The 26103-nt window shown below is 44.6% G+C and carries 20 protein-coding genes; 13 read left to right on the top strand and 7 right to left on the bottom strand.

The window, feature by feature from the left end; genetic code table 11:
• Positions 1 to 12: 12 nt before the first annotated feature.
• The 5 genes from OKW21_RS25080 to OKW21_RS25060 form a co-directional block, all read right to left on the bottom strand.
• Positions 13 to 1029 (bottom strand): Gfo/Idh/MocA family oxidoreductase, encoded by a 1017-nt coding sequence (locus OKW21_RS25080; protein WP_277484952.1) that lies wholly within the window; start codon positions 1027 to 1029, stop codon positions 13 to 15.
• Positions 1030 to 1033: 4 nt separating this feature from the next.
• Positions 1034 to 1894, bottom strand: a complete 861-nt coding sequence (locus tag OKW21_RS25075; protein WP_277484950.1) for an inositol oxygenase family protein — start codon at positions 1892 to 1894, stop codon at positions 1034 to 1036.
• Between the two features lie 24 nt (positions 1895 to 1918).
• Positions 1919 to 3496 carry a solute:sodium symporter family transporter gene (locus OKW21_RS25070; RefSeq protein ID WP_277484948.1) on the bottom strand — a complete coding sequence of 526 codons (1578 nt, stop codon included), beginning with the start codon at positions 3494 to 3496 and terminating at the stop codon, positions 1919 to 1921.
• Positions 3497 to 3739: 243 nt separating this feature from the next.
• On the bottom strand, positions 3740 to 4768 hold the full coding sequence (locus OKW21_RS25065; protein ID WP_277484947.1) for a LacI family DNA-binding transcriptional regulator: 1029 nt from the start codon (positions 4766 to 4768) through the stop codon (positions 3740 to 3742).
• Between the two features lie 21 nt (positions 4769 to 4789).
• Positions 4790 to 5047 carry a DUF202 domain-containing protein gene (locus tag OKW21_RS25060; protein WP_277484944.1) on the bottom strand — a complete coding sequence of 86 codons (258 nt, stop codon included), beginning with the start codon at positions 5045 to 5047 and terminating at the stop codon, positions 4790 to 4792.
• 290 nt (positions 5048 to 5337) lie between these two features.
• On the opposite strand from OKW21_RS25060, the gene OKW21_RS25055 reads away from it, so the two are divergent.
• The 8 genes from OKW21_RS25055 to OKW21_RS25020 all read left to right on the top strand — a co-directional run bounded on the left by OKW21_RS25055 (position 5338) and on the right by OKW21_RS25020 (position 17664).
• A complete protein-coding gene (locus tag OKW21_RS25055; protein WP_277484942.1) occupies positions 5338 to 8520 on the top strand; it encodes a PVC-type heme-binding CxxCH protein in 3183 nt (1060 codons plus the stop codon).
• A 37-nt stretch (positions 8521 to 8557) separates the two neighbouring features.
• Complete coding sequence (locus tag OKW21_RS25050; RefSeq protein WP_277484940.1) at positions 8558 to 9607, top strand: ThuA domain-containing protein; 1050 nt, start codon at positions 8558 to 8560, stop codon at positions 9605 to 9607.
• 30 nt (positions 9608 to 9637) lie between these two features.
• Positions 9638 to 10489, top strand: a complete 852-nt coding sequence (locus tag OKW21_RS25045) for a sugar phosphate isomerase/epimerase family protein (protein ID WP_277484938.1) — start codon at positions 9638 to 9640, stop codon at positions 10487 to 10489.
• Between the two features lie 172 nt (positions 10490 to 10661).
• The gene (locus tag OKW21_RS25040; RefSeq protein WP_420870123.1) at positions 10662 to 13403 is read left to right on the top strand and encodes a DUF7133 domain-containing protein; all 2742 of its coding nucleotides are present in this window, start codon (positions 10662 to 10664) and stop codon (positions 13401 to 13403) included.
• Between the two features lie 119 nt (positions 13404 to 13522).
• Complete coding sequence (locus OKW21_RS25035; protein WP_277484937.1) at positions 13523 to 15169, top strand: glycoside hydrolase family 140 protein; 1647 nt, start codon at positions 13523 to 13525, stop codon at positions 15167 to 15169.
• Positions 15170 to 15917: 748 nt separating this feature from the next.
• Positions 15918 to 16334, top strand: coding sequence for a hypothetical protein (locus tag OKW21_RS25030; RefSeq protein WP_277484936.1), 417 nt, complete (start codon positions 15918 to 15920; stop codon positions 16332 to 16334).
• A 169-nt stretch (positions 16335 to 16503) separates the two neighbouring features.
• A complete protein-coding gene (locus OKW21_RS25025) occupies positions 16504 to 16743 on the top strand; it encodes a hypothetical protein (RefSeq protein WP_277484934.1) in 240 nt (79 codons plus the stop codon).
• Positions 16744 to 16857: 114 nt separating this feature from the next.
• Positions 16858 to 17664, top strand: a complete 807-nt coding sequence (locus OKW21_RS25020) for a hypothetical protein (protein ID WP_277484932.1) — start codon at positions 16858 to 16860, stop codon at positions 17662 to 17664.
• Between the two features lie 184 nt (positions 17665 to 17848).
• On the opposite strand, the gene OKW21_RS25015 is transcribed toward OKW21_RS25020, so the two are convergent.
• A complete protein-coding gene (locus OKW21_RS25015) occupies positions 17849 to 18793 on the bottom strand; it encodes a calcium/sodium antiporter (RefSeq protein WP_277484930.1) in 945 nt (314 codons plus the stop codon).
• A 431-nt stretch (positions 18794 to 19224) separates the two neighbouring features.
• Entirely contained in the window at positions 19225 to 20517 is a 1293-nt protein-coding gene (locus tag OKW21_RS25010) for a serine hydrolase domain-containing protein (protein ID WP_277484928.1), read from the bottom strand.
• 466 nt (positions 20518 to 20983) lie between these two features.
• Here OKW21_RS25010 and OKW21_RS25005 point away from each other — a divergent pair, with 466 nt between their 5' ends.
• The 5 genes from OKW21_RS25005 (at position 20984) to OKW21_RS24985 (ending at position 26077) form a co-directional block, all read left to right on the top strand.
• Positions 20984 to 21916 carry a hypothetical protein gene (locus tag OKW21_RS25005; RefSeq protein ID WP_277484923.1) on the top strand — a complete coding sequence of 311 codons (933 nt, stop codon included), beginning with the start codon at positions 20984 to 20986 and terminating at the stop codon, positions 21914 to 21916.
• 500 nt (positions 21917 to 22416) lie between these two features.
• On the top strand, positions 22417 to 22593 hold the full coding sequence (locus OKW21_RS25000; protein WP_277484921.1) for a hypothetical protein: 177 nt from the start codon (positions 22417 to 22419) through the stop codon (positions 22591 to 22593).
• A gap of 164 nt (positions 22594 to 22757) precedes the next feature.
• Positions 22758 to 24029, top strand: a complete 1272-nt coding sequence (fucP, locus tag OKW21_RS24995; RefSeq protein WP_277484920.1) for an L-fucose:H+ symporter permease — start codon at positions 22758 to 22760, stop codon at positions 24027 to 24029.
• A 258-nt stretch (positions 24030 to 24287) separates the two neighbouring features.
• Entirely contained in the window at positions 24288 to 24914 is a 627-nt protein-coding gene (locus tag OKW21_RS24990; RefSeq protein ID WP_277484918.1) for an RNA polymerase sigma factor, read from the top strand.
• Between the two features lie 131 nt (positions 24915 to 25045).
• Positions 25046 to 26077, top strand: coding sequence for a FecR family protein (locus OKW21_RS24985; protein WP_277484916.1), 1032 nt, complete (start codon positions 25046 to 25048; stop codon positions 26075 to 26077).
• Positions 26078 to 26103 lie beyond the last annotated feature (26 nt).

Genomic DNA, 26103 nt, shown 5'->3' with positions numbered 1-26103 from the left:
TGGAAACGATTTTCAGCTAAACTGATGATAAAATGTTTGAAAGTCAATCACCTGCCGCTGTGTCGCCGAGGTATGGGCTGCATCGGCAATGAGGTGTGCTAAAATACATTCCTCAAGGCTCACATTATGTAGCTGATTGTTTAGAATACCTTCTCCAAAGGACCTCATCTCTTTGGCATAGGCTTTCTGATAGCGTTGAGGAAATGAGTACTGTATGGGAGACAGATGCATACCCTCAGCAGTATGCAGTCGAACACTGTTTTGCTTCTGATTTTCAGCGATAGCCATGCCATGCTCTCCAAAAAGTTCAATACGTTGGTCATAGCCATAGGTGGCTATTCTGCTGGTATCTATGGCACAGATCAACCCTTCAGCATATTGTAAAGTGACTAGCACAGTGTCAAAATCCGGAATATTGGCAATCTCCTGATCATAAGCGTGCCCTATGGCATAAATTGACTGGGGGATACGCATGCCCAGCAGATAGATCAGCATATCAAAATCATGGATGAGCATATCATGAAAGATATTGCCGGAAATTTTCAGATAATCCAGCGAGGGTTTAGGGTTATCCCGGGAACTGGTCTTGATGGTCCTGATCTTGCCTATGTCTGCCAGACTCGCTTTCAGCGCAACAAAGTTTTCATCATACCGCCTCTGAAAACCCAGATGAAGGGCTAACTTTTTTTCTTTTGCCAGCTCATAGCAGTGTTTGATCTCTTCTACTGCTTTTCCCAGTGGTTTCTCAGTAAATACATGCTTGCCGGCTTCTAAAGCACGTATGATATTGGCATAATGAGACTGGGTAGGAGTAGATATGATGACAGCATCAAGCGTAGGATCAGAAAGAGCAGCTTCTATATGTTGCAGGAGGATGAAATCATGCGCCTTCACAATTTCATCCTCTTGGCTAAGACCAGGGTCTACCACATATTTAAGCCTGAACAAATTCAGTGAACTTACAGAGCGTAAGTGGAACATTCCGGCCCTGCCCAAGCCTAGGATGCAGACATTTATTTTCTGAGACATTACACTAGAAAGCGATCTCCTTAGGAAGATACTTGGCTGCCAGATCTTCGTAATAAGGACGCAGTTCTTTCACATTGGGAGCCTTAGGCGACTTGGTATATAGGTCGTAAGGGTTGAACGCTCTTACCCACTTAAACATCTCATGGTCGTGCTCATTCATCAGGTGGTTATAAGCTTCCTCCTTATGCTGCGCATAGAATGAATGATAGCGGATGATATAAAGCGCCGGTTCGGGCAGATAATCCTTCATGGCCGTATACAGGTACTCATCATGTCCCCATGACATATGCACATTGTTCAGACCGCAGTTAGGCTCATAAATACCATATTTGGTATTGAAGCGCTCATCATGGTAGTCCGGGTTATCTTTGAAAAACTCAGGGTATACGATCTTGTTAGAATATTTGCAGCCTACGGGGAAAGTATCGCCCACTACTGCCCATTGGGGCTCACCAAAGAGGCAGAGGATTTTACCCAGGTCATGCAAAAATCCGGTCAGAACCATCCAGTCGGGCTGACCGTCGGCACGCATGGCTTCCGAGGTTTGCAGCAGGTGTTGCGTCTGGTCAAGATCAATATCCGGGTCAGAATCATCTACCAAAGTATTGAGAAACTCTACGGCTTCCCATAAGGTCATCTTTTTCTTGTCCAGCTTCTTATATTCTGCTTCTTTCTGCATCACAAAATCATAAGACTGATGCAGGTGGTTCTGGCGATAAAATTCTTTCACCGTATCCCGCCCGGGATTATCATAATTTCTGAATTCTTCCTTAGTCTTTTCTTTTTCTCCATTTTCAGGATAACGTTCGCGAAGATCTTCCTCCCAAAGATCCTCGATATCCAACTGTTTTTTTACATTTTCCATAAGTATTAATTTACGTATTTCTTGTTAAAAATTTCCTAACCAGATGTATATTCCTATGATGATCAGCGTAAGGATGATGCTAAATGGTTTGGTATATTTCCATTGGTTCAACTCTAGCTCCCCAAAATCAGAAGGCTGAAAACGTTCGGTATTGGGGTAAAATCTAGAAACAACAAACATCACCAATAAGTTGAGTACAAATTCTATCCCCCATATATGTACAAAGTGGATGTCTATCTCCAGGATGAAAGTAGCGGTGATGTAAAACGCCAGCCCAACGAAAAGCGCGGCTTTAGCTCCGGCGGCAGAAATCTGCGGAATGAACAGCCCTGCAATCATGATAGAGGCAATGGGGATAAAGAAAATGCCATTCAGCTGCTGTAAAAGCTGGTACAATCCTTCGGGAGCACTGGCTACCAGTGGGGCTGCCATGATGGCTACAATCGCCAGTACGGTGGAGCTTATTTTTCCTGCCCTTACCAACTGTCTGTCGGTGGCGTCCTTGTCAATCAGTCGCTTATAAATGCCTACGCTAAAAATGGTAGCTGTACTGTTAAGTACACTGTTGAAGGTACTGAGTACTGCCCCCATTACTACGGCCGCAAAGAAACCAACAAAACTCAAGGGTAATACTTTTTTGATGAGTTCAGGGTAGATCATGTCCTGATTTTCATAGAGCGAATCCCCGAAATAATAAAAACCGATAACTCCCGGCAAGACAATAATGATAGGCACAAACACTTTCAAGGCTCCGGTATACAGAAGTCCCTTTTGTGCTTCTACCAGGTTTTTGGCTCCAAGGGCTCGTTGTATAATAGTCTGGTTCATCCCCCAGAAGTAAAGCTGGTTGATCACCAGGCCGGTAAACAAGGTGCTGAAAGGCAAAACCGAATCCGGAGCACCAATGACATTAAATTTCTCAGGACTGTTTTCGTACACCTTGGAAAGTCCGGTCAGTACATTGCCATCGCCAATATCCCAGAGCGCTAAGATGGGTACCGCTAACCCGCCAATAAAGAGGCCAATTCCATTGATGGTATCAGAATAAGCCACGGCTTTAAGTCCACCAAAGATCGCGTAGCAGGAGCCAATCATCCCAATGGCTACTACTGTGATCCATAGCCCTTCGCTCTGAGTAACATTCAGCACTTCAGAAACATTAAAAATGCTTTCCAGATTGATGGCTCCGGTAAACAGGACGATGGGCAGCAGGGTCACCACAAAGGATATCATGAGAAAGAAAGCTACCAGCGTACGGGTGCCGCTGTCAAAGCGAGACTCCAGGTACTGCGGTATGGTAGTCAACCCCATCTTCAAATAGGTCGGTATAAAGTAAGTCGCTGCTACGATAAGGGCCAGGGCAGATGTGACCTCCCAGGCAATGATGATAAACCCGTTTTTGTAAGATGATCCGTTCAGTCCGATCAGGTGCTCGGTAGAAATGTTAGTGAGTAGCATGGAACCGGCAATGACAATTCCGGTCAGGCTCCTTCCCCCCAGAAAATACCCGTCTCTTGAGGACAGCGGATCTTTACGAAGTTTGTACCATGAGTAAAAAGCAACGAAAGCCGTGAAGCCCACGAAAGACAGAAGGGTTTGCATGTTGTTGTATTAGTCAAAGTATTAGTCAAAAAGGTCGTACAATTTATTAACGAAGTATAAGGGTAGCAATTTATCAGGAATTTATTTACGCACACGTTTGCGCTGAATTATCTTCAGTCGCCAGGGGCTCGCCGGAGTGCGTAGCTTGGTGATTACTATTTTGGACTTCAGGTACGACGCTGTCATTTTTTTTAATCCTATGGTAATGATAAGATAGCCTGAGTACAGACCAGGTGCTTCCCTTCACTCCTTACGCCACTCTTTTCTGGATGAACTTCTGATGATGAGTTGGGGAGTCAGCAACTGGGTTTTGGGAGGAAAGCTCTCATAATCGTCTATCATATTCAGGCAGAGCTGAGCAGCTTTCTGCCCCATCTCCCGGATAGGGCTCCTGACTGTGGAGATAGAAGGGCGAAAAAAACGACTATATACCTCATCGTCAAAGCCTACCAGTGCCAGTTGTTCAGGAACTTGTATGCCTTTCTGGGCAGCCATTTGCAGACAGCCTAAAACGATCTCATCATTCACCGCAAAGATCCCCTCGGGAATGTTATCTCTTTCAAATAAACTCCTGACCGCTTCCATGCTGTTACCAATGATAAAGTCAGAATAAGTGAGCAGCGACGCATCAAAAGCCAGCCCACCAGCTTCCAGCGCCTTGCGGTACCCTATTATTCGGTTTCTGGAGTTGAGCGCCTCCGGCGGACCCGCGATATGGGCAATGCTTCGGCAACCTAGGTTAACCAGGTGCTGCACCGCCTGAAAAGCTCCTTCTTCGTCGTCCAGCAATATCTGATGGCAATCTACATTGGTGAGCCCACGGTCAATATTGACGAAAGGAATTTTATTCTTGAGTAGGCTTTGCAGGTGGGCGTAGTCTTTGGTCTGCTGTGTAGGCGAAAAGATGATTCCATCCACCCTGATAGAAGCCAGATAGTTGAGCATATGTACTTCTTTCTTATACTGCTCCGAAGCGTTCATGATCAGCATATCATAACCCACGGGCTCCAGTACATCGTTGATACCCTGGGCCAGGGTAGAAAAAGTATGGCTGACTACTTCAGGCATCAGTATACCCAGGGTAAAAGTTTTACGCTGAATCAGGCGGGAAGCATTGAGATTCTTCCTGAAGCCTACTTCATGGGCATAAGCCAGCACCCTTAGCTTGGTTTTTTCGCTAATCGAGTAATGATCATTCAGGGCTCGCGAGACCGTGGAAGGGGATAATTTGAGTGCCCGGGCAATATCTACGGTGCTCTGGTATTTACTCATAGCTTAGTGTTGAGAGAAAACTTACTGAGCTTTTCTGATTGCTTTCTTTACCTGAAATATTCTGATGATTCCTATCAACAGGATAATCACCGCTGCTACTAACAGAATGAAACCCAATAGTCTATACTCTTTAAAATAGTCTATCTCTACAATACCTACCCCTGCGCCAAACAAGGCTACAGCCGTTCTGAAGTAAGCCAGAAATGTTCTTTCATTGGCCATTTTGGTCCTTTCAATCGCCAGTATATCACGAAGTATGAGCTCTTTATTTTCTTCCATTCCGATAGCAGTTCATGATTGAATCTAATATAAGTGTATTTAGAAAAATTAGGGCAAATAGCATAGGCGATCTACACGAAATGTCAGGTTTCTGTGGCCACACATGAAGTTTTTTTTTATCTATTTATGTCTATATTTTGGGAGGGTTCTTTTTGTAGCTCCATTATTGGCAATTAATTGTAATCTTTGATACTTATTTTGCCTTAGTATAGTTTTTACAAAAAGGCAGGATAGTTCAGGGTAGTTTTTTTTGAAAAATCGCCTACATTTTATGCTCTAAAGATGATTAGATGATAACAACCTTAAGAAAGATTAGCAAAATATTAGCGCGGGCCTTTAGCATAATAGCAGTTGGCTTTTGTTTATTCCAATGTTCGAGCTCTGAGCCAGGTGCGCTGGAGATTTACAAAGACGATCACATTGTCTTGATTGGTAACAACCTGGGGTCCAGAATGATGAACTTTGGCCATTTTGAGACAGAAATGCAGCTTCGTTATCCAGATAGCCTGCTGTTTATCCGTAATATGAGTGATCCCGGAAATACACCCGGCTTCAGACCACATTCCAGCCGTAATTCTCCCTGGGCATTTCCGGGTGCGGAGGAATTCCAATCCGAACTGGCTACTGATTCGGGAAGCGAAGGGCATTTTCCTGCACCCGATGAATGGCTTACTCACCTGGAAGCTGATGTGATCCTGGCTTTTTTTGGCTTCAACGAATCTTATCAGGGAGAGGCAGGGCTGGAAAACTATAAGGCAGAACTTGATGCTTTTATCAAGCATACGCTGAGCCAGCGCTACAATGGAGATACTGTTCCTCCCCGGCTGGCTATCGTGTCTCCCATTGCCTTTGAAGACCTTTCTGATCGCTACGACCTTCCGGATGGTGAGCAGGTAAATGCCAATCTGGGCTTGTATTCAGCAGCAATGAGAGAGGTCGCTGCGCAAAATGATGTGCCTTTCATAGATGTGTTCAGGCCTACCAAAGTCTGGTTTGAAGCTGACGATGCCCTTACCATTGATGGCTCCCAACTCACGGATGAGGGGTATGCCCGCTTTGCTACCTTACTGGCCGATAAAGTATTTGGTAAGAGGGACGTAAAGGAAGCGGTGGAGGCGCATCGTTCGCTGGTGCATGATGCTGTAATGGAGAAAAACTGGATGTGGCACAATGATTATAAAATACCCAATGGGGTACATGCGTATGGCCGTCGCTATGATCCTTTTGGTCCGGATAATTACCCCTTTGAAATTGAGAAAATCCGTGAGATGACCGCTATCCGGGATGAGGCGATCTGGAAGGCCGTGGGTGGAGAAAAGATGGATATAAAAGCGGCTGACGAAAAAACCAGAAAGCTGCCTCCTGTACAGACCAACTATGAGCCTAGCAGTAAAAACGGTATGACTGAATACCTTTACGGACAGGATGCCCTGGACAAATTGCACGTAGCTCCCGGCTATAAGATAGAGCTCTTTGCTTCTGAAGAAGAATTTACGGACCTCGCCAACCCGGTACAGCTATCCTTTGATAATAAAGGAAGGCTCTGGATAGCCACCATGCCTAGCTATCCTCATTATAAGCCGGGAGATGCAAAACCAAACGACAAAATTATCATTCTGGAAGATACGGATGGAGATGGCAAAGCCGATAAGCAGACCACTTTTGCTGACAGCCTACATCTTCCTGTAGGTTTTGAGATTGCCCCGGAAGGTGTTTATATCTCTCAGGGCACTAACCTGATGCTGTATACCGATACCGACGGTGATGATCAGGCAGACCAACAACAGATTCTTCTCAGCGGATTTGACGATCACGACACCCACCATGCACATAGTGCTTATACGGCCGATCCTTCGGGGGCTATCTATATGGGAGAGGGCGTTTTCCTGCATACCAATGTAGAGACTTCTTATGGGCCGGTAAGGGCTACCAATGGCGGATTTTACCGCTATAACCCGAATCGCCGCCGCCTGGAACGAGTAGCTCAGCTTCCGATTCCTAACCCCTGGGGTATTGCCTTTGATGCGTGGGGGCAGGATTTCTTCGCCGATACTTCCGGGCCGGATGTCCACTGGATGATGCCCGGCGAAGTAAAACCTCGCTACGGCGTAGCTACCCCCAAGTCCAGAAACCTGATTGAAGATGCACATAGGGTGCGTCCCACCTCAGGTATGGAATTCGTTTCCAGCCGCCACTTTCCTGATGATGTACAAGGCGATTTACTCATTAATAATACCATTGGCTTTTTGGGTACCAAGCAGCATATGTTGGTAGATGATGGTACCGGCTACCACAGTGAGCATCGTCAGGATCTGGTGTGGAGTGATGATAAAAACTTCCGTCCGGTAGATATGGAGTTTGCGCCCGATGGCTCTCTCTATCTGGTAGACTGGCACAATGTGCTGATCGGCCATATGCAGCACAACGCCCGTGACCCGCTGCGCGACCATGTTCATGGACGTATTTATCGCATTACTTATCCTTCTCGTCCGCTGGTAGAACCTGCCAAAGTAGCAGGAGCCAGTATTAGCGAACTGCTGGACAATCTGAAACTACCCGAATTTCGCACCCGCTATCGCTCCCGTCGTGAGTTGAGAGGACATGATGCCGCTGAGGTGAAGAATCAGTTGTATAGCTGGATAGACAATCTGGATCAGGAAGATCCCCTTTATGAACATCATTTGCTGGAAGCTCTATGGGTGAGCTGGGGGCTTAATCAGGTAGATGAATCACTACTTCGTCAGCTACTTAAATCAGAAGACTTTCACGTACGCTCAGCTGCTGTGAGGGCTTTGCGCTATAATGGACATCAGATAGCCGATCAGTCTGAACTGCTGATGCAGGCAGCCCAGGATAACCATGGTCGCGTGCGCCTGGAAGCCATTGTTGCCGCCTCCTGGTTGCCCAAAGAAATGGGCCTGCCTATTGTGGAAGAAGCAGGTAAGTATCCTATTGACGACTGGATGACCGAAGCTTATGAAACAGCAGTAGCCCATCTTAACGGGAAATCTGTGCAGGAGAAAACGGAGGAGAAAGTGGCAACAAAGCTCACAGGTGCTGATCGTGATCTTTTCATTGCAGGACAGGAAATCTACAATCGCGAAGGTTTTTGCAGTACCTGTCATCAGGCAGATGGAAAAGGACTGGATCCTTCTGGCTTTCCTCCCCTTGCCCAAACGCAGTGGGTAATAGGTAATGAGGAGCGCCTGATCAAACTGGTGCTGAAAGGACTACAAGGACCTATTGAAGTCTTGGACAAAGAATATCCCGGACAGGTGCCGATGACACCTTTTGGCGGTATGCTGAAAGATGAAGAAGTGGCTGCTGTACTTACCTATGTGCGCAATTCTTTTGGAAATGAAGCCTCTCCCATTGCTCCGGAAAAAGTGAAAGAAGTGAGAGCTTCCATTGAAGATAAAACAGGCTTTTATTCTCCTGAAGAATTACTCAGGCAGCACCCGATTGAAGAATAAATAAATTAACACTACATATTATTTAGACAACCAAATAATGAAAACCATTAACCAAGTAAAAAAACTTATCTACCCCCTGCTGAAAGCTTTTTGTTTTGGCTCCTTAAGTTTGATTTTAAGTACACAAATCGTGCATGCCCAGGAAGGGGAAAAATGGGTTACTTACGAACCTGAAAATGGCCCTGGCAATGGGAAATACATTGTATTGGTAAGTGGCGATGAAGAGTACCGCTCTGAAGAAGCACTGCCAATGTTGGCTAAAATTCTGGCTAAACATCATGGCTTTAAGACTACCGTGCTCTTTGCCATTGACCCTGAAAACGGTGAGATTGATCCGGAATATAACACCAATATTCCCGGTCTTGAGCATCTGGAAACTGCCGATCTGATGGTGCTTTTCACCCGTTGGAGACATCTGCCTGCCGAGCAAATGAAGTACATAGACGCTTATACCAAAGCCGGTAAGCCAGTAGTCGCGATGCGCACCTCTACCCATGCCTTTAAGTATGATAGCGATGAGCAGAGCCCTTATGCCAGATACAGTTCTGACAGTAAGGTAGAAGGCTGGAGAGAAGGCTACGGCAGACAGGTACTGGGTGAGACCTGGGTGGCCCATCATGGTAAGCATGGCAAGGAAGGTACTCGTGGATTGATCAACGGGCTGCATGCTGCTCATCCTATACTAAAGAGTGTACAAGATATCTGGGGGCCTACCGATGTATACACTATCCGTGACCTGACAGAAGATGCTGAGGTATTGCTGTGGGGCCAGACTACGAAAGGCATGAGTGCCGATGCTCCCCTGAGCTACGAAAAATCAGTAATGCCAGTGGCATGGACAAAAAGTTACCAAAGCGAAAGCGGCAAAACTGCCCGTGTTTTCACCACCACAATGGGGGCTTCAATAGATTTGCAGAGCGAGGATTTACGTAGAATGATGGTCAATGCCTGCTTCTGGACCATGGAGATGGAAGACCAGATACCTGAAGAAGCTAATGTAGAGTATGTAGGAGAGTATGAACCTACCATGTTTGGCTTTGGCGATCATCAGAAAGGTTTGAAACCCTCTGATTTTGTTTTAAAATAATAATCTGGAAATCTAAAAACACAACAATCCATGACTAAAGTAGGATTTGACGTACTGGTCTGGTCGGCTGTGATGTCCGACGAAATGATGCCAATCATTGACAGGTTAAAAGAAATAGGCTATGATGGTGTAGAGTTTTTTATAGGCTCACCCGATGAGGCTGCCTATAAACGGATAGGTGATTACGTAAAAAGTCTGGGCATGGAAACTACCGTGGTCTCCGTCCTTAGCCCGGACATGAACCCCATAGATTCCTCAGTCGCCGTAAGAGAAAAAGCATTGGACCGCCTCAAGTGGGTCATTGACCGCGGGCATGATATGCATGCCAAAACGCTTTGTGGTCCTCTCCATTCAGCGCATGCGCATTTTAAGCAGCACGCCCCACAGGATGAAGAATATGGCTGGGCAGCGGAAGTTTTGCATGCCGCTGGCGATTATGCCGCCCAGGCGGATATTACCTTCGCCCTGGAGGCGGTTAACCGTTTTGAATGCTATTTGTGCAATACCATGCAGCAGATGACAAGATTGCTTAAGGCGGTAGATCATCCTAATATCAAAGCCATGTTTGATACGCATCATGCCAATATTGAGGAGAAAAAGCTTTCTGATGCTATCCGTACCATAGCCCCTATGCTGGCCCATGTGCATATCAGCGAAAACGACCGAGGTACGCCCGGTGATGGGCATGTGCCCTGGGATGATGCTTTCTCAGCATTGGCGGAAATTAAATATGACGGTTGGCTAACCATTGAAGCATTTTCTCGCAATGATCCCGACTTTGCCAATGGCATAGGGGTGTGGCGCGAATTCTCCCAACCCTGGGATATAGCCGAAAAAGGCTATGCCTTTATCCATAAAATGAAGGAAAAGCACGGACTTTAGTGTTTTTTCAAAGCACCAGGAAAATTAATGTTTAATAAACTTTGGCAGAGTGTCTTGCTGTAAAGATACTCTGCCATTATATTTATAGCCCCCTATCAAACTTCTACAGCTTGTTTTTAGAAATTGCTCTAGGATAATGCGAGTGACGAAAATAATCAGATAACAACTAATAATGAGTGCCAAATTAACGAATACTACCAAGCCTTTCATGCTTCTCAGAAGCAGCTTAAGTTTGTTCTGCTTCTTACTTCTGATAGGCTGTGGGGAGCAAGTACCTCCCTGTGAGGGCGTGGATACTACTGAAGCGATGAGGATCACAGACTCTCTTACCCAGTCATTGAAATGGCCGGAGGAGCTGGAACTGACTTATTTTGCCGGTCCTGATATTACGCCAAGTCCCGCCTGCCTGGCAGTAGCCCCTACGGGAGAAGTTTTTGCGGGTGTGGATATGATGGGGTCGCTGGGGAAAGATCCCGATAAAGGAGCTATCATCAAACTGGTAGACTGCAATCATGACGGGGTTGCTGATAGCCATACCGAATTTGCCAAAGTGGATAATCCTCGTGGAATTATTCCCATAGGTGATCAGGTTTTTGTGCTACATACCACCTTCTCTAAAGAAACCGGCAAAGCCAGCGGCATGGACCTGGTCGTTTTCAAGGATACTGATCATGATGGTGTGGCCGATGGTCCTTCTGAGCCACTTATCCAAAACATAAGCTCTCCCAAGTTCCTGCAAGACCGTGGTACTGACCATGCTACCAATGGCATCCGTATGGGCATTGATGGCTGGATTTACATAGCCGTAGGTGATTTTGGCTTTCACGAGGCCATGGATCGCTCAGGAAAGAAAATGACCATGCTGGGTGGTGGCATAGTCAGGGTACGTCCTGATGGTAAAGAGATGGAAGTCTACACCCACGGTATGCGTAACATTTACGATGTGGCCATTGACCCTTATATGAATATCTTTGCCCGCGGTAATACCAATGATGGCGGGGGCTGGAACATTCGTTTTTCGCATCAGATCCAATCCGGTGAATACGGCTATCCGGTATTATTCAAACATTTTACCGAGGAGATCATCCCTGCCCTGGTAGATGTGGGAGGTGGCTCAGGGACAGGTTCATTGTTTATGGACGATCCGCACTGGCCTCAAAAGTACAATCAGGTGCCGATGATGGCCGACTGGGGGAGAAATCAGTTGTACATTCATCGTGTCACCGAGGATGGTGCCAGTTTTACCCAGGAGCAGGAGGAGTTTATCAGCCTGCCGCAGATTACCGACCTGGACATTGATGGTTCCGGCCGGCTTTTTCTATCTGCCTGGGATGGCGCGGGTTACAAAGGAGATTCCAGCAAAGGCTTTATTGTGCGCACCGTTCCCAAAGACTGGGAGTATACCCCTTTCCCTGACATCAAAGAAGCTTCAGAGAAACAACTGGCTTCGCTCCTGAACTCAGAAAGCGCGGTGGCTCGTCTGCATGCCCAGCAGGAACTGTTGACACGTCCGAAAGAAGATGCCGCTGAAGCGGCCTGGAACGTTGCGGCAAACCAAAGTATCCCTCTTTACGCCCGGGTGGCAGGAATCTTTACCTATGCACAGGTCGCCGGAGAAGAGGGTGTGGATAATCTGGTAAATCTCGTTTCTGACAGGGATGTAAAAGAGTTTGCCCTGCGTGCCCTCGCTGATCGTAAACCTTATGTAGAAAATGTGCCGCTGGAGCCTTTTGTACAAAGTCTGAAAGATACTTCTGTGCGTATACAGGCTGCTGCTATTGTCGGGCTTGGCCGCTTAGGACATAAAGAAGCTGCCCGGGCACTCCTGGAGATTCCCGTTCCTGATTCTTTCGTAGCCCCCGCTAAGGGCACAGAAGGTCCGCATGCCTCCCCTAATGCCGCGATTGTTCCTGCCCACCTTGCAGTGCGTGCTTTGGTAGCACTGAATGCGGTTGACGCCTGTGTGGATGCCATAGGAACAGAAAATAGTACACTTGCACTTTGGGCGCTGCGCTACATGCACGAACCTAAAGCGGTAGAAGGCTTGATTGCTGCCTACGAAGCCGCTGATGACATTAGTCTAAATAATGAATTGGTTTCCACAAGTAACTCCTCTAATAGCGGAGATGCGCTGAAAAAAGAAATCCTTACCACCTTGTCTCGTCTCTACCAAAAAGAGGCCCCTTACGATGGCTCCTGGTGGTGGAGCACCCGTCCCGATACGCACGGCCCCTATTACAAGGCTGAAAGCTGGGAAGCTTCCCCTGAGATCAAAGCGCTGTTGGTGAAGGAAAGAAATAAAGTCAACGCTCAGGGTAAAGTATTCTTTGCCGGCCTCAATGCTAAGCACCGCATGGGCATTAGCGAATTTGGCGGAGAAGAAGTGGTGGCTGCCAAGGAAGAAGAAGTGAAGGTTGACCTGGCCAAAATCAGCAATGAGAAAGGGCAGATCGGCAAAAGTTCTATTGAAGATATCATGCTGGCTTTAGATGAGGTGAAAGGAGATCCAGAACTGGGTAAAACACTCTTTACCAAGCAAGGCTGTGTGGCCTGTCATAGCATCAGTACCAATGAAACCATGAAAGGCCCTTTTATGGGTCAGATCGGCTCTATCATGACCCGTGAACAGATCGCAGAGTCTATTCTTAAGCCTAACGCCTCTATTTCCCAGGGCTTTGCCTCGGTATATATCAAGACAAAAGATGGAAAAAACATCACCGGCTTTGTGTCGGAAGAGTCGGCAGAAAAAATGGTAGTACGCAATATCACCGGACAGGTCTTCAATGTCAACAAAGAAGATATTGAAACCCGGGAAGAACTGGAAACTTCCATGATGCCTCCCGGCCTGGCCAATTCACTCTCTTTTGAGGAATTTGCCTCCCTGGTTAACTTTCTTGCTCAGCAGAAGAAGTAACCGGTGTTAGGCAAGCTCTGCCAGGTTTTGGAAATCTGGCAGAGCTCCTAACAAATGAATTCGCTGACCAATTGACCCTTTATACTCCTAGGTTCATAAGAATAACAAATGTAGTAATCATGCTCAAAACGCTTGCATTCATTTTTATATTTATCATACTACATCACGTTACTTATGCGCAGGAGGTCTTGTCTGAAAATACTTCTACTGCCCAGCATCGGGGAGTCTATGAAGTTATCCTGAGCGCCAGTCCTACGGATGAAAATCCTTATTACGATATACAATGTACGGTCACTTTTACAAAACCCGATGGTACCGAAGTGCCGGTAGATGGCTTTTATGATGGTGGATTATCTTTCAAAGCCCGGGCTTACTGCGATCAGCCCGGAACATGGCAGTGGCAATCTGCTTCCAACAATCCTGGACTGGATGGGCAGGAAGGAACTTTTGAAGTACTGCCTTCCAATCTGCGAGGAAAACTCCGTATTCATCCGGATGACCCTTATCAGTTTGCCTACGACAATGGCGATTGGTTTCTCCACATCGGCGATACCGGTTATCGTTTTGTGGTAGCTTCCGAACCCTATTGGCAGGAGTATATTGACCAGGCCAGTGAGATGGGAGCGACCAAAATCCGCACCTGGTTTGCTATGGACAGAGGGACAGTCAATAACCTCTTTACAAACAATCAGAAAGACCTGGCGCTCTATTACTGGAAAGAAATTGAGCGAAGGATTTTGTACACGCTTCATCACCACCCACACATTAATTTACAGCTAATTCCTTATGCGGAAGATACCGAACTGATCAGAAAGTATGGTGAAGGAGATGAGGCGGCTCAACTGCTGGCAGAGTACGCGCAGGCACGTTGGTCGGCCTTTCCCAATGTGCAGTGGACCATCACCAACGACCGGGAGATCAGCCGAAGTGATAGCCTGAGCGGCAGGCAGGTACACTACGAAATCATCAATCAAATGGGTAAGGACATGGCGGAACGGGAAGCCTGGGGCACGCTGCTCACCAATCATCAATCACGCTTCAAAGGCTATGATCATGTGGATGAGCCCTGGTCGGATTTGATTACGCTGGAAGACCTTGACCAGGTAGGAGGAGAACTGATTCTGGAATACCGCCAGAAGAGGAAGCAGCCCGTCGTGCTGGATGAAGACCGCTACGAACTCTACCGCTATCCGGCGCACAGCAGGTATTATTTTCGCAGGCTCATGTGGGCTTCGTTACTCTCCGGAGGCCATGCTACCTACGGTGGCCTGAAGACTTACCTGCCCTATGACGGTCAGTCTTACATTGGCAATGAGCGTGCAGTGGAGGTCAGCTATGAGCCACACCAGGGCAGGGATTATGGAGTATCCGGCTACTTTGACGCTAACCGGAAAGGCATACTCTCACAGGGAGGGCATGATTTCCGCCACATCCATACCTTTTTTGAGCAGACCGGCCTGACGCTGGCAGGCATGGAGCCGGATGACGCGTTGGTAGGCAGTGACCCTTATCGGTGGAAATGTGCCCACGACGATAGCACTTACATCATCTATCTGGCTAATCCCAGCGGTACCGAACCTGGTACAGATCATCCTAGTCTGGAAGCTCCCTCGGTAAGTATGACTTTGCCCAGAGGCACCTATACTCCAAGCTGGTTTGATCCCGACTCCGGAGCCTGGGTATATGGCTCTGACAGCCGGGGAGGAGAAATGACCCTCACCGCTCCCGGTCCCGAGGACTGGATATTGCTGATAAGGAAGAAGTGAAAATAATAATGAGTCAGAAAAGTATGAGCATATCCTAAACCCCATGGCTGTGGCCCATTGGCCTGCTAAAAAGCTTTTTATTCCCTCAAATTATCGCTTGAAGGTGGTTTCTTCCTTCAAAGCGCAGCTATAAGTTTTGTAGGATGCAGATATTGCGTCAAAGTGCTTTACATCATTTTGTAGCGCACTTTTATCGCTTAAGAAGCAGCTTACAATATTTTGTAATGTGCATTTATTGCGATAATCCGCATTACGAAGAAATGTAAAGCGCTTTTATTGCGATAAAACGGATTACCATAAAATGTAAAGAGCATTTATTGTTCAGAATGCGCATGACATCAAATTGTAAAGCACTTCATGAGCTATTTAAGCAGCTTACGAAGAAATGTTGTCGTCTTTGACGGAATAAAACGCCTTTACAAAACCTCTCAGTTCACTTTGAGGCTCCTTTACCCTCCTTCACTCCCCTGTAGTGCAAAATTCTGACTTCAAATACAGTACAATAAGCCTAGGAATGCTCTTTCCAGCCTTATCCGACAAGTGAAAAGGGATGAAGCTTCATTCTGCGTGGATGAAGCAGTCTACATGCTTTTGTTTTTGGTTTGAGAGGGTGGATTCTACTGTTAGAGTTTTTTTATGGAGCAGTTTTGGTATAAAAAATGTTCTGTAAAGTAAACACAGTGAGGATATGTTAATGTCTCAGTTATCTTAACTCACTAGCAAATCACCAAGAGCTAAATACTCTATAATGTCAAAGCCAATAGCATTATTAATAATTAACCTTTTTATGTGGAATTCAGTAATTGGGCAAGTAGACGCCTATAGGGCTGATTCAGTATCTATTATAAAACATAGTCTTGAGTCTGAGATTGAAGGTGAGGTTAAAATGTTAATCTATCCAAGTATTGAGAAGCTGATTTTGGATGTAAAAGAAAGTTTTTCTTTTAAGAAAGAATGTAAGCTTTTTCTTGGGTTCAGATTATATAAAAATGGAAGTGTAGAATACATTGAGACAAAAACGAGCTGTTCCTCTGAAGAAGAAGTTGTTCTTAATTTGGATCAGTTTATTAAGTCAAGAATACACTCTATGGTATTAGGTGATGGATTTAAATTTGGTGTAGATTTTTACGATTTATATCTGCCCGTATTTGTTAAAAAGCAATAATAATTTTTTAACACTAGGACTAGATTGTGTTTGATAATTCAAAATAATAAGGATAGATCTGCCAAATTTCTAAAATTTGGTAGATCTTCTGAGCCTCAAATTATTTATCAGACTTTTCCTAGAATCTATAAGACTGGAAAATCGTTCTCTTTGAGAAAAGCAATGCGTTATGGGCGTAGCAGAATTAAAACTAGACATCTTTAGAATGGTAGATCAACTACCAGAAAGTGAGCTACAAAAGCTGTATGGCATGATTACACATCTTGCCAATCCTGAGGCCAAACCATGGGATACTTTATCTGAAGCCGAGAAAGCTGCCATAGAAGAAGGTTTAGCACAACTGGAGCAAGGCCAGGGGAAACCTCATGCCGAAGTGATGGCTAACTTCAGAAAAAAGTATCATCTATGAGTCAGGCAGAGGCGGTCCGGCGGGAGAGAAAATCAAAGAGGTATCAGTCTGGTCTGAGGAAGATGTGAAAATCTTTGAAGAAAATGGCAAGGTTTTTAACCAGTGGGTATAAAGATGATTACAAATTTTTATATGAGTCGCATATTTGTTGTTTCGTTTATAATCATATTTTTCACCATTTCATGTACCGAAAAAACCACTGACAATACAATTGAGATTAATAAGAAAGATTTAATTGGCGAGTGGTCAAGTAAAAATGAAGAAGAATTTTTATTGTTTAAAGATTCGGTTGTTTTACCATTGAGTTTTTATCTATTCTCAAATTGGAAATTTACGGACGATAAAATTCAACTATATGATATTGAGAGTGAATCGGATTCCTTATGGGTTAATTATTTTATAACAGGTTATTATCGTGATTCTTTAGTGTTGAAAAGCACTGTTTTCAACGAAGATTCTACAGAAGTAATTTTTTATAGAAGACCTCCTGTTGAACAAAATATTATTAAATCAATAACTCTTACAAAAAATTCGTATCCTGGTGAAACAGAGATATTTAAGATTCAACTTAATGATAATGGTGAAGTATATTTTAGCGAGTTAACCCAAAACGAGGATACACTCTTCAGTATATGTTCTTTAGATCAAAGTGAAATGAATATTCTCAACTCAATGATTCACAGAGTTGATCTTCCTAGTATTGATTCATTATATGTTTCTGGAATTTCTGATCAAGGATATTATTCTATTGATATCTTAACAACTACTCTTGAAAAACCTGTTTCTATTTTAGTTGACACAGGGGGAGTAGCACCTAATATGATTGTACGAATTATGACATTCATTTGGGCAACGACTAAGCTGAAATGCACGCCTTCACGATATAACGATTGGAAAATTTCTAGTTCTTCTATCTATTAGATTACAGTATAAACAAACATTTTAGAACAGATAACGCTCTCTCCACTTACCTACAGCAAGTTCACTACAGCTTTCTATGCAGCAATTTTGATATAAAAGTGTAGTAAAAAACGCTACAGCAAGGCACACGTTACACCAAAGCTAAACGCCAGCAGATGAGATACGGCTTAGATTTTATCAACACTTAAACTGCCAAAAGATAGAACAGATAAGCCCCATATACGCCTAGCAAGAGTGCCCCTTCCCAGCGTTTCAGGATAAATCCTGTTTTGACCAGGGGGATCAAAAGAACAGAAATGCCTACCATCACCAGGCTATCCACCAGGGCAATGTCCGGCGCTTTGATGGGGGTAATCAGGGTAGAGACTCCCAGAATGATCAGAATATTATAAATATTAGAACCAACCACATTTCCCAAAGCGATATCCGACTGCTTTTTGATGGCTGCCACTACCGAAGTCGCCAGTTCCGGCATACTTGTACCTGCTGCCACGATGGTCAGGCCAATCACTACATCGCTGACCTGAAAACGTTTGGCCAGGCTGACAGCATGATTGACCAGCAGATCTGAGCCAAAGATCAATACGCCCAGGCCCAGCAATATGAAGAGTACTTCTATGGCCCAGTGCCGGGAAGTTTTAGGCATGGCTTCCTGAAATTCTTCCTGTACTTCAGCATTTGCCTGCCGGGCTTTACGGACATTAAACAAAGTATAGCCTATGCTGCCGATCAGCAATACCATTCCTTCCAGGCGGCTCAGTTCGTAGTTCAAAAAGAAAACAAAGAATAGCAGGGCTGTCAGCAACATCACCGGCACATCCAGGCGGAGTACTTCTGCTTTGACTTTAATGGGATAACAAAGCGCGGAAACTCCCAAAATCACGCCTATGTTAAAAATGTTGGAACCTACCACATTCCCGATAGATATACCACCATTTCCCTGCAAGGCAGCCTGTATGCTGACGATAAGTTCAGGGGTACTGGTACCGAAAGCAACTACTGTCAGACCAATGATCAGGGGTGTTACGCCTAAACGAGTCGCTAAAGCACTGGCGCCGTTTACCAGCCAGCTTGCCCCGAAGTAAAGTAAAATCAAAGAAACGACAATCAGTAATACGTCAGTGAGCATAAGGCGTAGCCATTTTTCAGAAAGTATACGTCAAAGCCATAAAAAAGCATCCTTAACTGAGTAAAAAATATTTTATTGAATATGAAGCTAAAAATATTTTGCTGTGGCGCCCTTTTTTTTCCGCAAAAAACGTATTGAATTTCGTGAAACATCATGCGGAACAATAACCGAAGAGAAGATAGTAGATCTGCCATCCTGATATTATGACCTGCGTAAAAGGCAGCCCCAATATCACCATGCTACAAACAACAGGTATTGGGAAAAGCCTGCTATTTACCAGCTGTCTTACCGCTTGAAATAATCTGGTGCGTTATGCTGTCTGAAATGACTTTATGAATAGTCAGCTTACCGTTAGGGTTTCAGATGAATTAAAACAGAGTGTAAGACAACAGCTAATAAGTAAGGCTTTCATAAAAGGCTTGTCGTAAGTTTTAGTTATCCACGGCCTGACCTACCAGCAGTCGGAATTTCCAGCCTGTCTGGTCATCCACAGGCCCGCGGGTTTGCTTCATGATGATGCCGATGATGTCTTCTACCGGATCAGCGAAATATTGGGTGTTGAAATAGCCGCCCCAGTCAAAAGTGCCACTGCTACCTCGGCCTCCCATTGCTTCTCCTTCTTTATTAAGTACACCGAAAGCAAGGCCATAATGGCGACCAGTACCTTCCCACAGGTCACCGATCTGGTTGGCCATCATAGATTGGATAGTGGTGCGGCTCAGGAAGCGTGTGCCGTTTAGCTCGCCTCCATTAATATACATCTGTAAGAAGGTGGCGTAATCTCTGGCCGTACTGGATAGACCGGCACCACCGGAGAAGAAAGTCTTAGCTCCTTTGATGGGATATTCAGGATCGTAAAAAGTGACAGGCAAAGGTTCCCACGCTCCATCCACTTTGTGCTGTACTGCTACAAGGCGGTCGGCTTTGCTATCAGGCAGATAAAAACCAGTATCATCCATGCCCAGCAGATCAAAAAGACGCTCCTGTAAAAACTCGTCAAAAGGCATTCCGGAGATTACTTCAATGAAATAGCCTAATACATCCAGCCCTTCGCTGTAAGTATAGGCATCCCCCGGATTATGATGAAGCGGAAGCTGGGCCAGTCGTTTTACGCTTTCCTCTATGGTAATGTCTTCGGTAGTAAACAAGTCCGTGACGCCCGCTTTCTGGTACATCATCTTAAAGCGCTCGTCGCCGTCTATCATGCCATAACCCAGGCCGGAAGTGTGGGTGAGCAGATGACGTATGGTGATCTCCCGCTCAGCAGGTTCAGTGGTATAAGTCGTATCACTATACCGAAAGTTTTTCAGCAACTGAGGGTTTTTGAATTCAGGGATGTACTTGGAGACAGGATCATCCAGCTGGAAATGCCCTTCTTCCCATAACATCATCACGGCCGTAGAGGTAATGGCTTTACTCTGGGAAGCAATGCGGAAGATCGCATCCTTTTCCATCGCTTTATCAGTAGCAATATTGGCATGGCCAAAAGCCTTGTGGTAGACAATCTTTCCCTTACGGGCTACCAGAGCTACAATGCCCGGCACCTGCCCCTCTTCAATGGCTTCCTGGCACATAGCGTCTATTCTTTGCAGGCGTTCGGCCGACATATCTACGCTGGCAGGAGACGCTTCAGTAAGGGGTGGGGATTTTTGGAGAGACTTGGTTTGGGCCATTGCCGTAAAAGCAATGAAAAAGCATAGGCAGTTTAGTAGGTTGTTTTTCATTAGTCAGTTCGTTTTTAAAACCTTAAAGTATTAAAATTTCAGTGATGCTTCATGTTTTTATGTACTTAACTCCCACTTTTTCAAGAAAATCGCTCGGCTATCACTGCTTTTGGTTAGGGAATAGCTTGCCAGAGATGAAGTTCAGGTAGATATGCAAATTTCACAAAATAGATATAATTATATTTCAATGAGAAAATATTCAAAGTAATATGTATGCATTGCTCACATATTCTCATATAATTAATCATTGAATTACAAGCTATTGTAATTATTATGATTTTTTTAAAAGATATTTTCACATTGGATGATGTACCAAAAAACAAATAAATCAACGCATGAATAAGTATTTTTTAGTCAATTAAGCGGTTTATGTTTATATATTTGTGGGAAAACAATCAAAATAATATTTCTTACTCTATAACAATAACCAATGAAAACATGCTTGTCCATTAAAGTAACTTTAAGTATGCTATGCCTAGTAGTATTACTTATCTCTTCTTGTGAAGATGATGAAGTGACGGTTTATGAACCTACTGAACTAACCATATTGGGTCCTGAAGAAGTATCTCCCGGTGACACCGCTACCTATATCACTGATCGTTACGAAAATGAAACTTATAGCTGGACGGTACCCGCAGGGGCAACTGTGACCAGTGGTGAGGACACTCCGGTGGTTACAGTTACATTTACCGCCGCCGGAGGTGGCGAAATCAGCGTAGCTGCTCGCGGAATTAACGGTACTAAGGCAGTAGATGTGCTTACTTCTGCGCCGGAGGCTAGCATAGCGCTGGATAGTGGAGTAGTATTATCTGAAGGTGAGACTGCTAACGTGCTAATTTCTTTTGACCAGGATATTGCCAGCGCTCCCGAAGTCAGTATGGTAGAGGTAGATAAACTGGCAGGCGGTACCCTCGGTGCGGTAGAAAAGGTGGATGACCGTACTTTTCAGGTAGCCTATACCGCCGGCACGGGGGATGGCATTGATCAGGTCAGCGTAGTGCAAGCCGTATCTACCGAATTCTACGGTTCTGTAACGATGGATACCGTCATGACCTTTGATGTATACAAGGTAGATAATACCTCAGCCACCGGCGAACTTATGGCCTCACAAACGCCGGTTAGCGATGACATGGCGGTGACCTTGTCAGCAGTCTTTAGTGAAGCGCTCAGCACTTCTGACACCGTAAAGGTATCTGTCAATGGGATTACTACTGATGCTGCCTATGTTACCGATGCAAATATGATTACCCAGGACGGTATTACCTGGACATACGTGTTTGAGCCGGAAGATGGTGCCAATGAGTTGGCTTCTGTATCGATCAATAACCTTCCAGCCGATCTGGCAGGCAATGCGACCGAAGCAGTGGAACCGATCATTATCCAGATCAAGAATGATTAAATCGTGATATTGATGAAAGGCAGCTGTTACCGTGTGAGATGTAAAACACGCTAGATGTGGCTTCCTCAATAAACTTTTAGAGTTTATTGCCCCAGGTGTAGTGAAAAGCTGCACCTTTTTTTTGTGCTTTATCTTTAATGATCGAAGGTTAGAGGAGATAAGTAAGGTGACACTATTAGTTTAAATCATTGCTTTGTAGCAAGATACTCGCTTCAGTTTCTAACTGAAGTGGACAAATGAAGCAAAGTCTCAGACTTTGCCCTCATTCATGATTTCAGTCTTGAAGACTGAAACCAGTTTTTAGTTTAATGTAAATAAATCTTCATACTTAGTTATTCGCAAAGGGTATAAATCCGATGAAGTATGAAATAGTCTTCAACTATTTACAGCAAATAATTCAGTTTACTTTCGTACTAGTTTTGACTATTGCCAGTTTGGACAAAAACATGAAAATAAAGCATAGTAATATCATTTTTAAATGAATAACTTAAGCCCTGGATTTGGAATCAGCAAAGCATATATCCGCATCAGACCTAACCGATGAGTATAAGCGGTTCCCTACCGATCAGCCTGATATTTATCAGCAGAGGCAAGTCAGCTTTGAAGAAAGGAAAAATCAGTTAAATACTTGGCTTGAACCTGAATCGGGAGTGATTAAAGTAATGGCTTCGCTGTAATATTAAGCTCCCGGACAGTGTAGGAAAGAAAGATAGAGTCAAGCATCGGTAAAGATTGATGTAGTGATGCTGGGATAAATTTATCTATTTGCTTTTTGATTATGCTGACATAATTCATATAAATCTTAAATTTGAAAGAATACTTTAGCTAATACAAAAACCGAATGAGCAATCCCTCTAAAACTCCCCTTCTTCCCTTTATCTTAATTACGAGCTTGTTTCTGATGTGGGGACTGGCCAATAATATGACCGATACTTTATTGGCAGCTTTCAAGAAGATCATGAGCATGTCAGATTTCCAGACCAGCTGGATACAGATTGCCTTTTATGGTTCTTACTTTTGTCTTGCACTGCCGGCGGCGATTCTGATCAAGAAGTTTACCTATAAGACAGGAGTGCTTTTAGGGCTGGGAATGTTTATTGCCGGTTCTCTTTTATTTTACCCGGCAAGTCAGACGATGGTATATGGCCATTTTCTGGCTTCTCTATTCATCCTGGCAGGCGGTTTATCTATTCTTGAAACTTCTGCTAACCCTTACATCATCGCCATGGGGCCGGAAGACACAGGTACGCGTAGACTAAATCTGGCGCAGTCCTTTAATCCGATAGGTTCTATTATAGGAGTATTACTGAGTAAAGTGTTTATCCTTTCTAAACTGAATGCTGCCAGTGCTGAAGTAAGGGCCGGCATGACTCCCGATGAATTGAAGAACATACAGGCAGAAGAACTTGCAGCAGTGATGGGGCCTTATGTGGGCGTGGCCGTTCTTTTGTTAGCACTCTGGCTGACCATTGCCATTGTAAAAATGCCGAAGGCTTCAGACGCAGATGAAAGCTTGAATCTGGGGCCAACTTTTAAGCGATTGATTAAAAACCCAAACTATGTGTGGGGGGTGATCGCCCAGTTTTTTTATGTGGGGGCGCAAATTGGCGTCTGGTCTTATACCATACGCTATGTAATGCTTGAACTGCAGGTAGATGAAGATGAAGCTGCATCTTACTATCTGGCTGCCCTGGTATTATTTACCGTCAGCCGTTTTATCTGCACAGCCCTGATGAAGGTAATCAAACCCGGTAACCTGCTGGCGCTGCTTTCTATCCTGGCAGTAGCCTGTACACTCATTGTTGTGATAGGAAACGGTTATGTAGGCGTATATGCGCTGGTAGGAATTTCAGGCTGTATGTCATTGATGTTTCCTACCATCTACGGCCTGGCAGTGAGAGGTCTGGGTGATGATACCAAAGTAGGAGGGTCAGGACTGATCATGGCGATCCTGGGAGGTGCAGTGATTACTTCAGTGCAAGGTCAGGTATCTGACATTACAGGTAGTATACACCTTGCCTATCTGGTACCACTTTTCTGCTTTCTGGTGGTAGCTGTCTATGGAAGGCTGGCCCGAAGAAAAGCAAAGCAGGAGACACAGTATAGTCGCTGATTCTATGCATCCTTAAATTACTCACAAATCAACCACTGGCTGTGAGCGTGCATTTGTTAAAATAGCCTTGGCAGTTGTTAGGAGCTTTTTTGAAATAGTTCTTTAAACCATAGTGGGTGATGTTTTTTGGCTAAAAAGTGCATGGAATGAACCTTCCTGGTTAATTTTATCTACTTTAAGGGATTAATAATGCATACGTTTTGAAAAAATTAAAATTAATGCGAGTATTATTAAGAAAAGTGGAATAAGGGAGAAGCAATGTCTGAACAGCGAAATACATATTTGAAGCCTATTCATCAAACTGATCTTTTGTGGGAGGCATTTTGTAAAGGAAGTAAGCAGGCCTACTTCCAGATCTATCAGGAGTATGTAGATGAGCTATATAACTACGGGTATAAAATACATGCCGATCGCGAACTTGTTAAGGATTGCCTGCACGATCTTTTTGTCAATCTTTGGGAGAAGAGAATTCATCTGGCTAAGGTGCAATCCATACAGTTTTACCTCTATGCTTCTCTACGCAGAAAAATGCTGCGCACCCTGAAAAAAAGAAATCTGGAGTCCTTTTGTGACGAATCCATGTTTGAGCTTTTCTCAACAGGCTCTCATGAAAGCGTTCTCATATTTCAGCAGGAGCGTTCTCAAAAATCGTCTCTTCTGAAAAGCGCTATCAAACAATTGTCGGCTCGCCAGAGAGAAGTAGTCTTCCTGAAATATTACGATAACTTCAGCTATGAAGAAATTTCCGGAATTATGGGAATAAGCGTTGAGTCACTCTACAAGCTGATGACCAAAGCACTGAAATCGCTCAAACTTTTACTCCACGAAAAAGCTGTACACTCTTTTGTGTTGTTGATTCATTTAATAAACCCCCTTATTATTTAGCGACTTTACATTTATTGCGTTCAAATAATGAACGTTCTGTAAAAGTTAAAAATTTTTTCCTCTTGGTAGGGAAGGTTTTCTATTGGTATGTCTCTTAGTAAGTGAAACTAATACAACAACCGAAACTACCAATGAATTTGGATGACTCCTTACTGGATCAGCTACTCTCCGATGATGCATTCGTAGATTGGATCAGGCATCCTTCTCCGGACTTAGATTCCTACTGGCAAGCCTGGATGGGTACTGATGTCAAGCGGCAGGAGATAGTGGAAGAAGCTCGAAGCATCCTTCTTTCTCTTTCGTTTCATAAAGCATCACTTTCCGGTACCGAGAAGCGTGTACTTCAGGCACGCATTGCTGCTTCCATCGGAGAAGATGACGTGCAGCCGGTAAGTTCATCCGCATCGCACAGCCCTGCTCTCCTATACATGCGTTATGCTGCTGCTATTGTGGTCCTGACTGTCTTCACCTACTTTCTGCTAAGCGTATTTCAGGATACTTATAATACTGTGACCACCGCTTATGGCGAAACCAAATCCATCATACTTCCGGATAGCTCCGAAGTTACCCTCAATGCCAACTCCTTGCTCCGCTATCCCAGGGATTGGGAGAAGCAGGAGGATCGTGAGGTCTGGCTGGAAGGAGAGGCACTTTTCAAGGTAAGTAAGCAGGAAATCATAAATGAAGACGCTTCCGCGAAGAAAAGAAAGTTTGTAGTACACGCTACCCAATTGAATGTAGAAGTGCTGGGAACCGAATTCAACGTGAGAAATCGGGATGGGCAGACTGAAGTTACCCTTAGGGAAGGAAAAATAAAGCTACTCAGCGCAGTAGAGACAGCAGAAGAAGTAGTGATGCGGCCCGGTGAACATGCTCGCCTCCTGGCAAACCAAAAGATTGCCATCAGCAAAGTGAAAGTGGATGAATATACTACCTGGACAGAGCAACGCTGGTCTTTTCGGGATACTCCATTAGAGGAAGTGGCAAAATCCATTACTGAATATTACGGGCTGGAAGTAGAAATCACTGAAGCTTCGCTCAAAGACAGAAAGTTTAGTGGTTCACCACCCAAAGATGATATGTCGGCACTACTGCAAATGCTTAGTGCGATCTACCAGGTGCCGGTCCGGCAAGAAGGCAATACGATCCGAATGGGTCACTAAATCATATAGATTCAATCTAAATTTTT

The organism is Catalinimonas alkaloidigena, from assembly GCF_029504655.1.
In the GTDB taxonomy this organism is placed as follows: domain Bacteria; phylum Bacteroidota; class Bacteroidia; order Cytophagales; family Cyclobacteriaceae; genus Catalinimonas; species Catalinimonas alkaloidigena.
Note: the sequence above shows the minus strand (reverse complement) of the source record. Positions and strands in the feature narration are given on the sequence as shown.

Coding starts and splice junctions, on each gene's coding strand:
- OKW21_RS25080 (WP_277484952.1), bottom strand. CDS start 1,029: ATGTCTCAGAAAATAAATGTCTGCATCCTAGGCTTGGGCAGGGCCGGA.
- OKW21_RS25075 (WP_277484950.1), bottom strand. CDS start 1,894: ATGGAAAATGTAAAAAAACAGTTGGATATCGAGGATCTTTGGGAGGAA.
- OKW21_RS25070 (WP_277484948.1), bottom strand. CDS start 3,496: ATGCAAACCCTTCTGTCTTTCGTGGGCTTCACGGCTTTCGTTGCTTTT.
- OKW21_RS25065 (WP_277484947.1), bottom strand. CDS start 4,768: ATGAGTAAATACCAGAGCACCGTAGATATTGCCCGGGCACTCAAATTA.
- OKW21_RS25060 (WP_277484944.1), bottom strand. CDS start 5,047: ATGGAAGAAAATAAAGAGCTCATACTTCGTGATATACTGGCGATTGAA.
- OKW21_RS25055 (WP_277484942.1), top strand. CDS start 5,338: ATGATAACAACCTTAAGAAAGATTAGCAAAATATTAGCGCGGGCCTTT.
- OKW21_RS25050 (WP_277484940.1), top strand. CDS start 8,558: ATGAAAACCATTAACCAAGTAAAAAAACTTATCTACCCCCTGCTGAAA.
- OKW21_RS25045 (WP_277484938.1), top strand. CDS start 9,638: ATGACTAAAGTAGGATTTGACGTACTGGTCTGGTCGGCTGTGATGTCC.
- OKW21_RS25040 (WP_420870123.1), top strand. CDS start 10,662: ATGAGTGCCAAATTAACGAATACTACCAAGCCTTTCATGCTTCTCAGA.
- OKW21_RS25035 (WP_277484937.1), top strand. CDS start 13,523: ATGCTCAAAACGCTTGCATTCATTTTTATATTTATCATACTACATCAC.
- OKW21_RS25030 (WP_277484936.1), top strand. CDS start 15,918: ATGTCAAAGCCAATAGCATTATTAATAATTAACCTTTTTATGTGGAAT.
- OKW21_RS25025 (WP_277484934.1), top strand. CDS start 16,504: ATGGGCGTAGCAGAATTAAAACTAGACATCTTTAGAATGGTAGATCAA.
- OKW21_RS25020 (WP_277484932.1), top strand. CDS start 16,858: ATGATTACAAATTTTTATATGAGTCGCATATTTGTTGTTTCGTTTATA.
- OKW21_RS25015 (WP_277484930.1), bottom strand. CDS start 18,793: ATGCTCACTGACGTATTACTGATTGTCGTTTCTTTGATTTTACTTTAC.
- OKW21_RS25010 (WP_277484928.1), bottom strand. CDS start 20,517: ATGAAAAACAACCTACTAAACTGCCTATGCTTTTTCATTGCTTTTACG.
- OKW21_RS25005 (WP_277484923.1), top strand. CDS start 20,984: ATGCTATGCCTAGTAGTATTACTTATCTCTTCTTGTGAAGATGATGAA.
- fucP (WP_277484920.1), top strand. CDS start 22,758: ATGAGCAATCCCTCTAAAACTCCCCTTCTTCCCTTTATCTTAATTACG.
- OKW21_RS24990 (WP_277484918.1), top strand. CDS start 24,288: ATGTCTGAACAGCGAAATACATATTTGAAGCCTATTCATCAAACTGAT.
- OKW21_RS24985 (WP_277484916.1), top strand. CDS start 25,046: ATGAATTTGGATGACTCCTTACTGGATCAGCTACTCTCCGATGATGCA.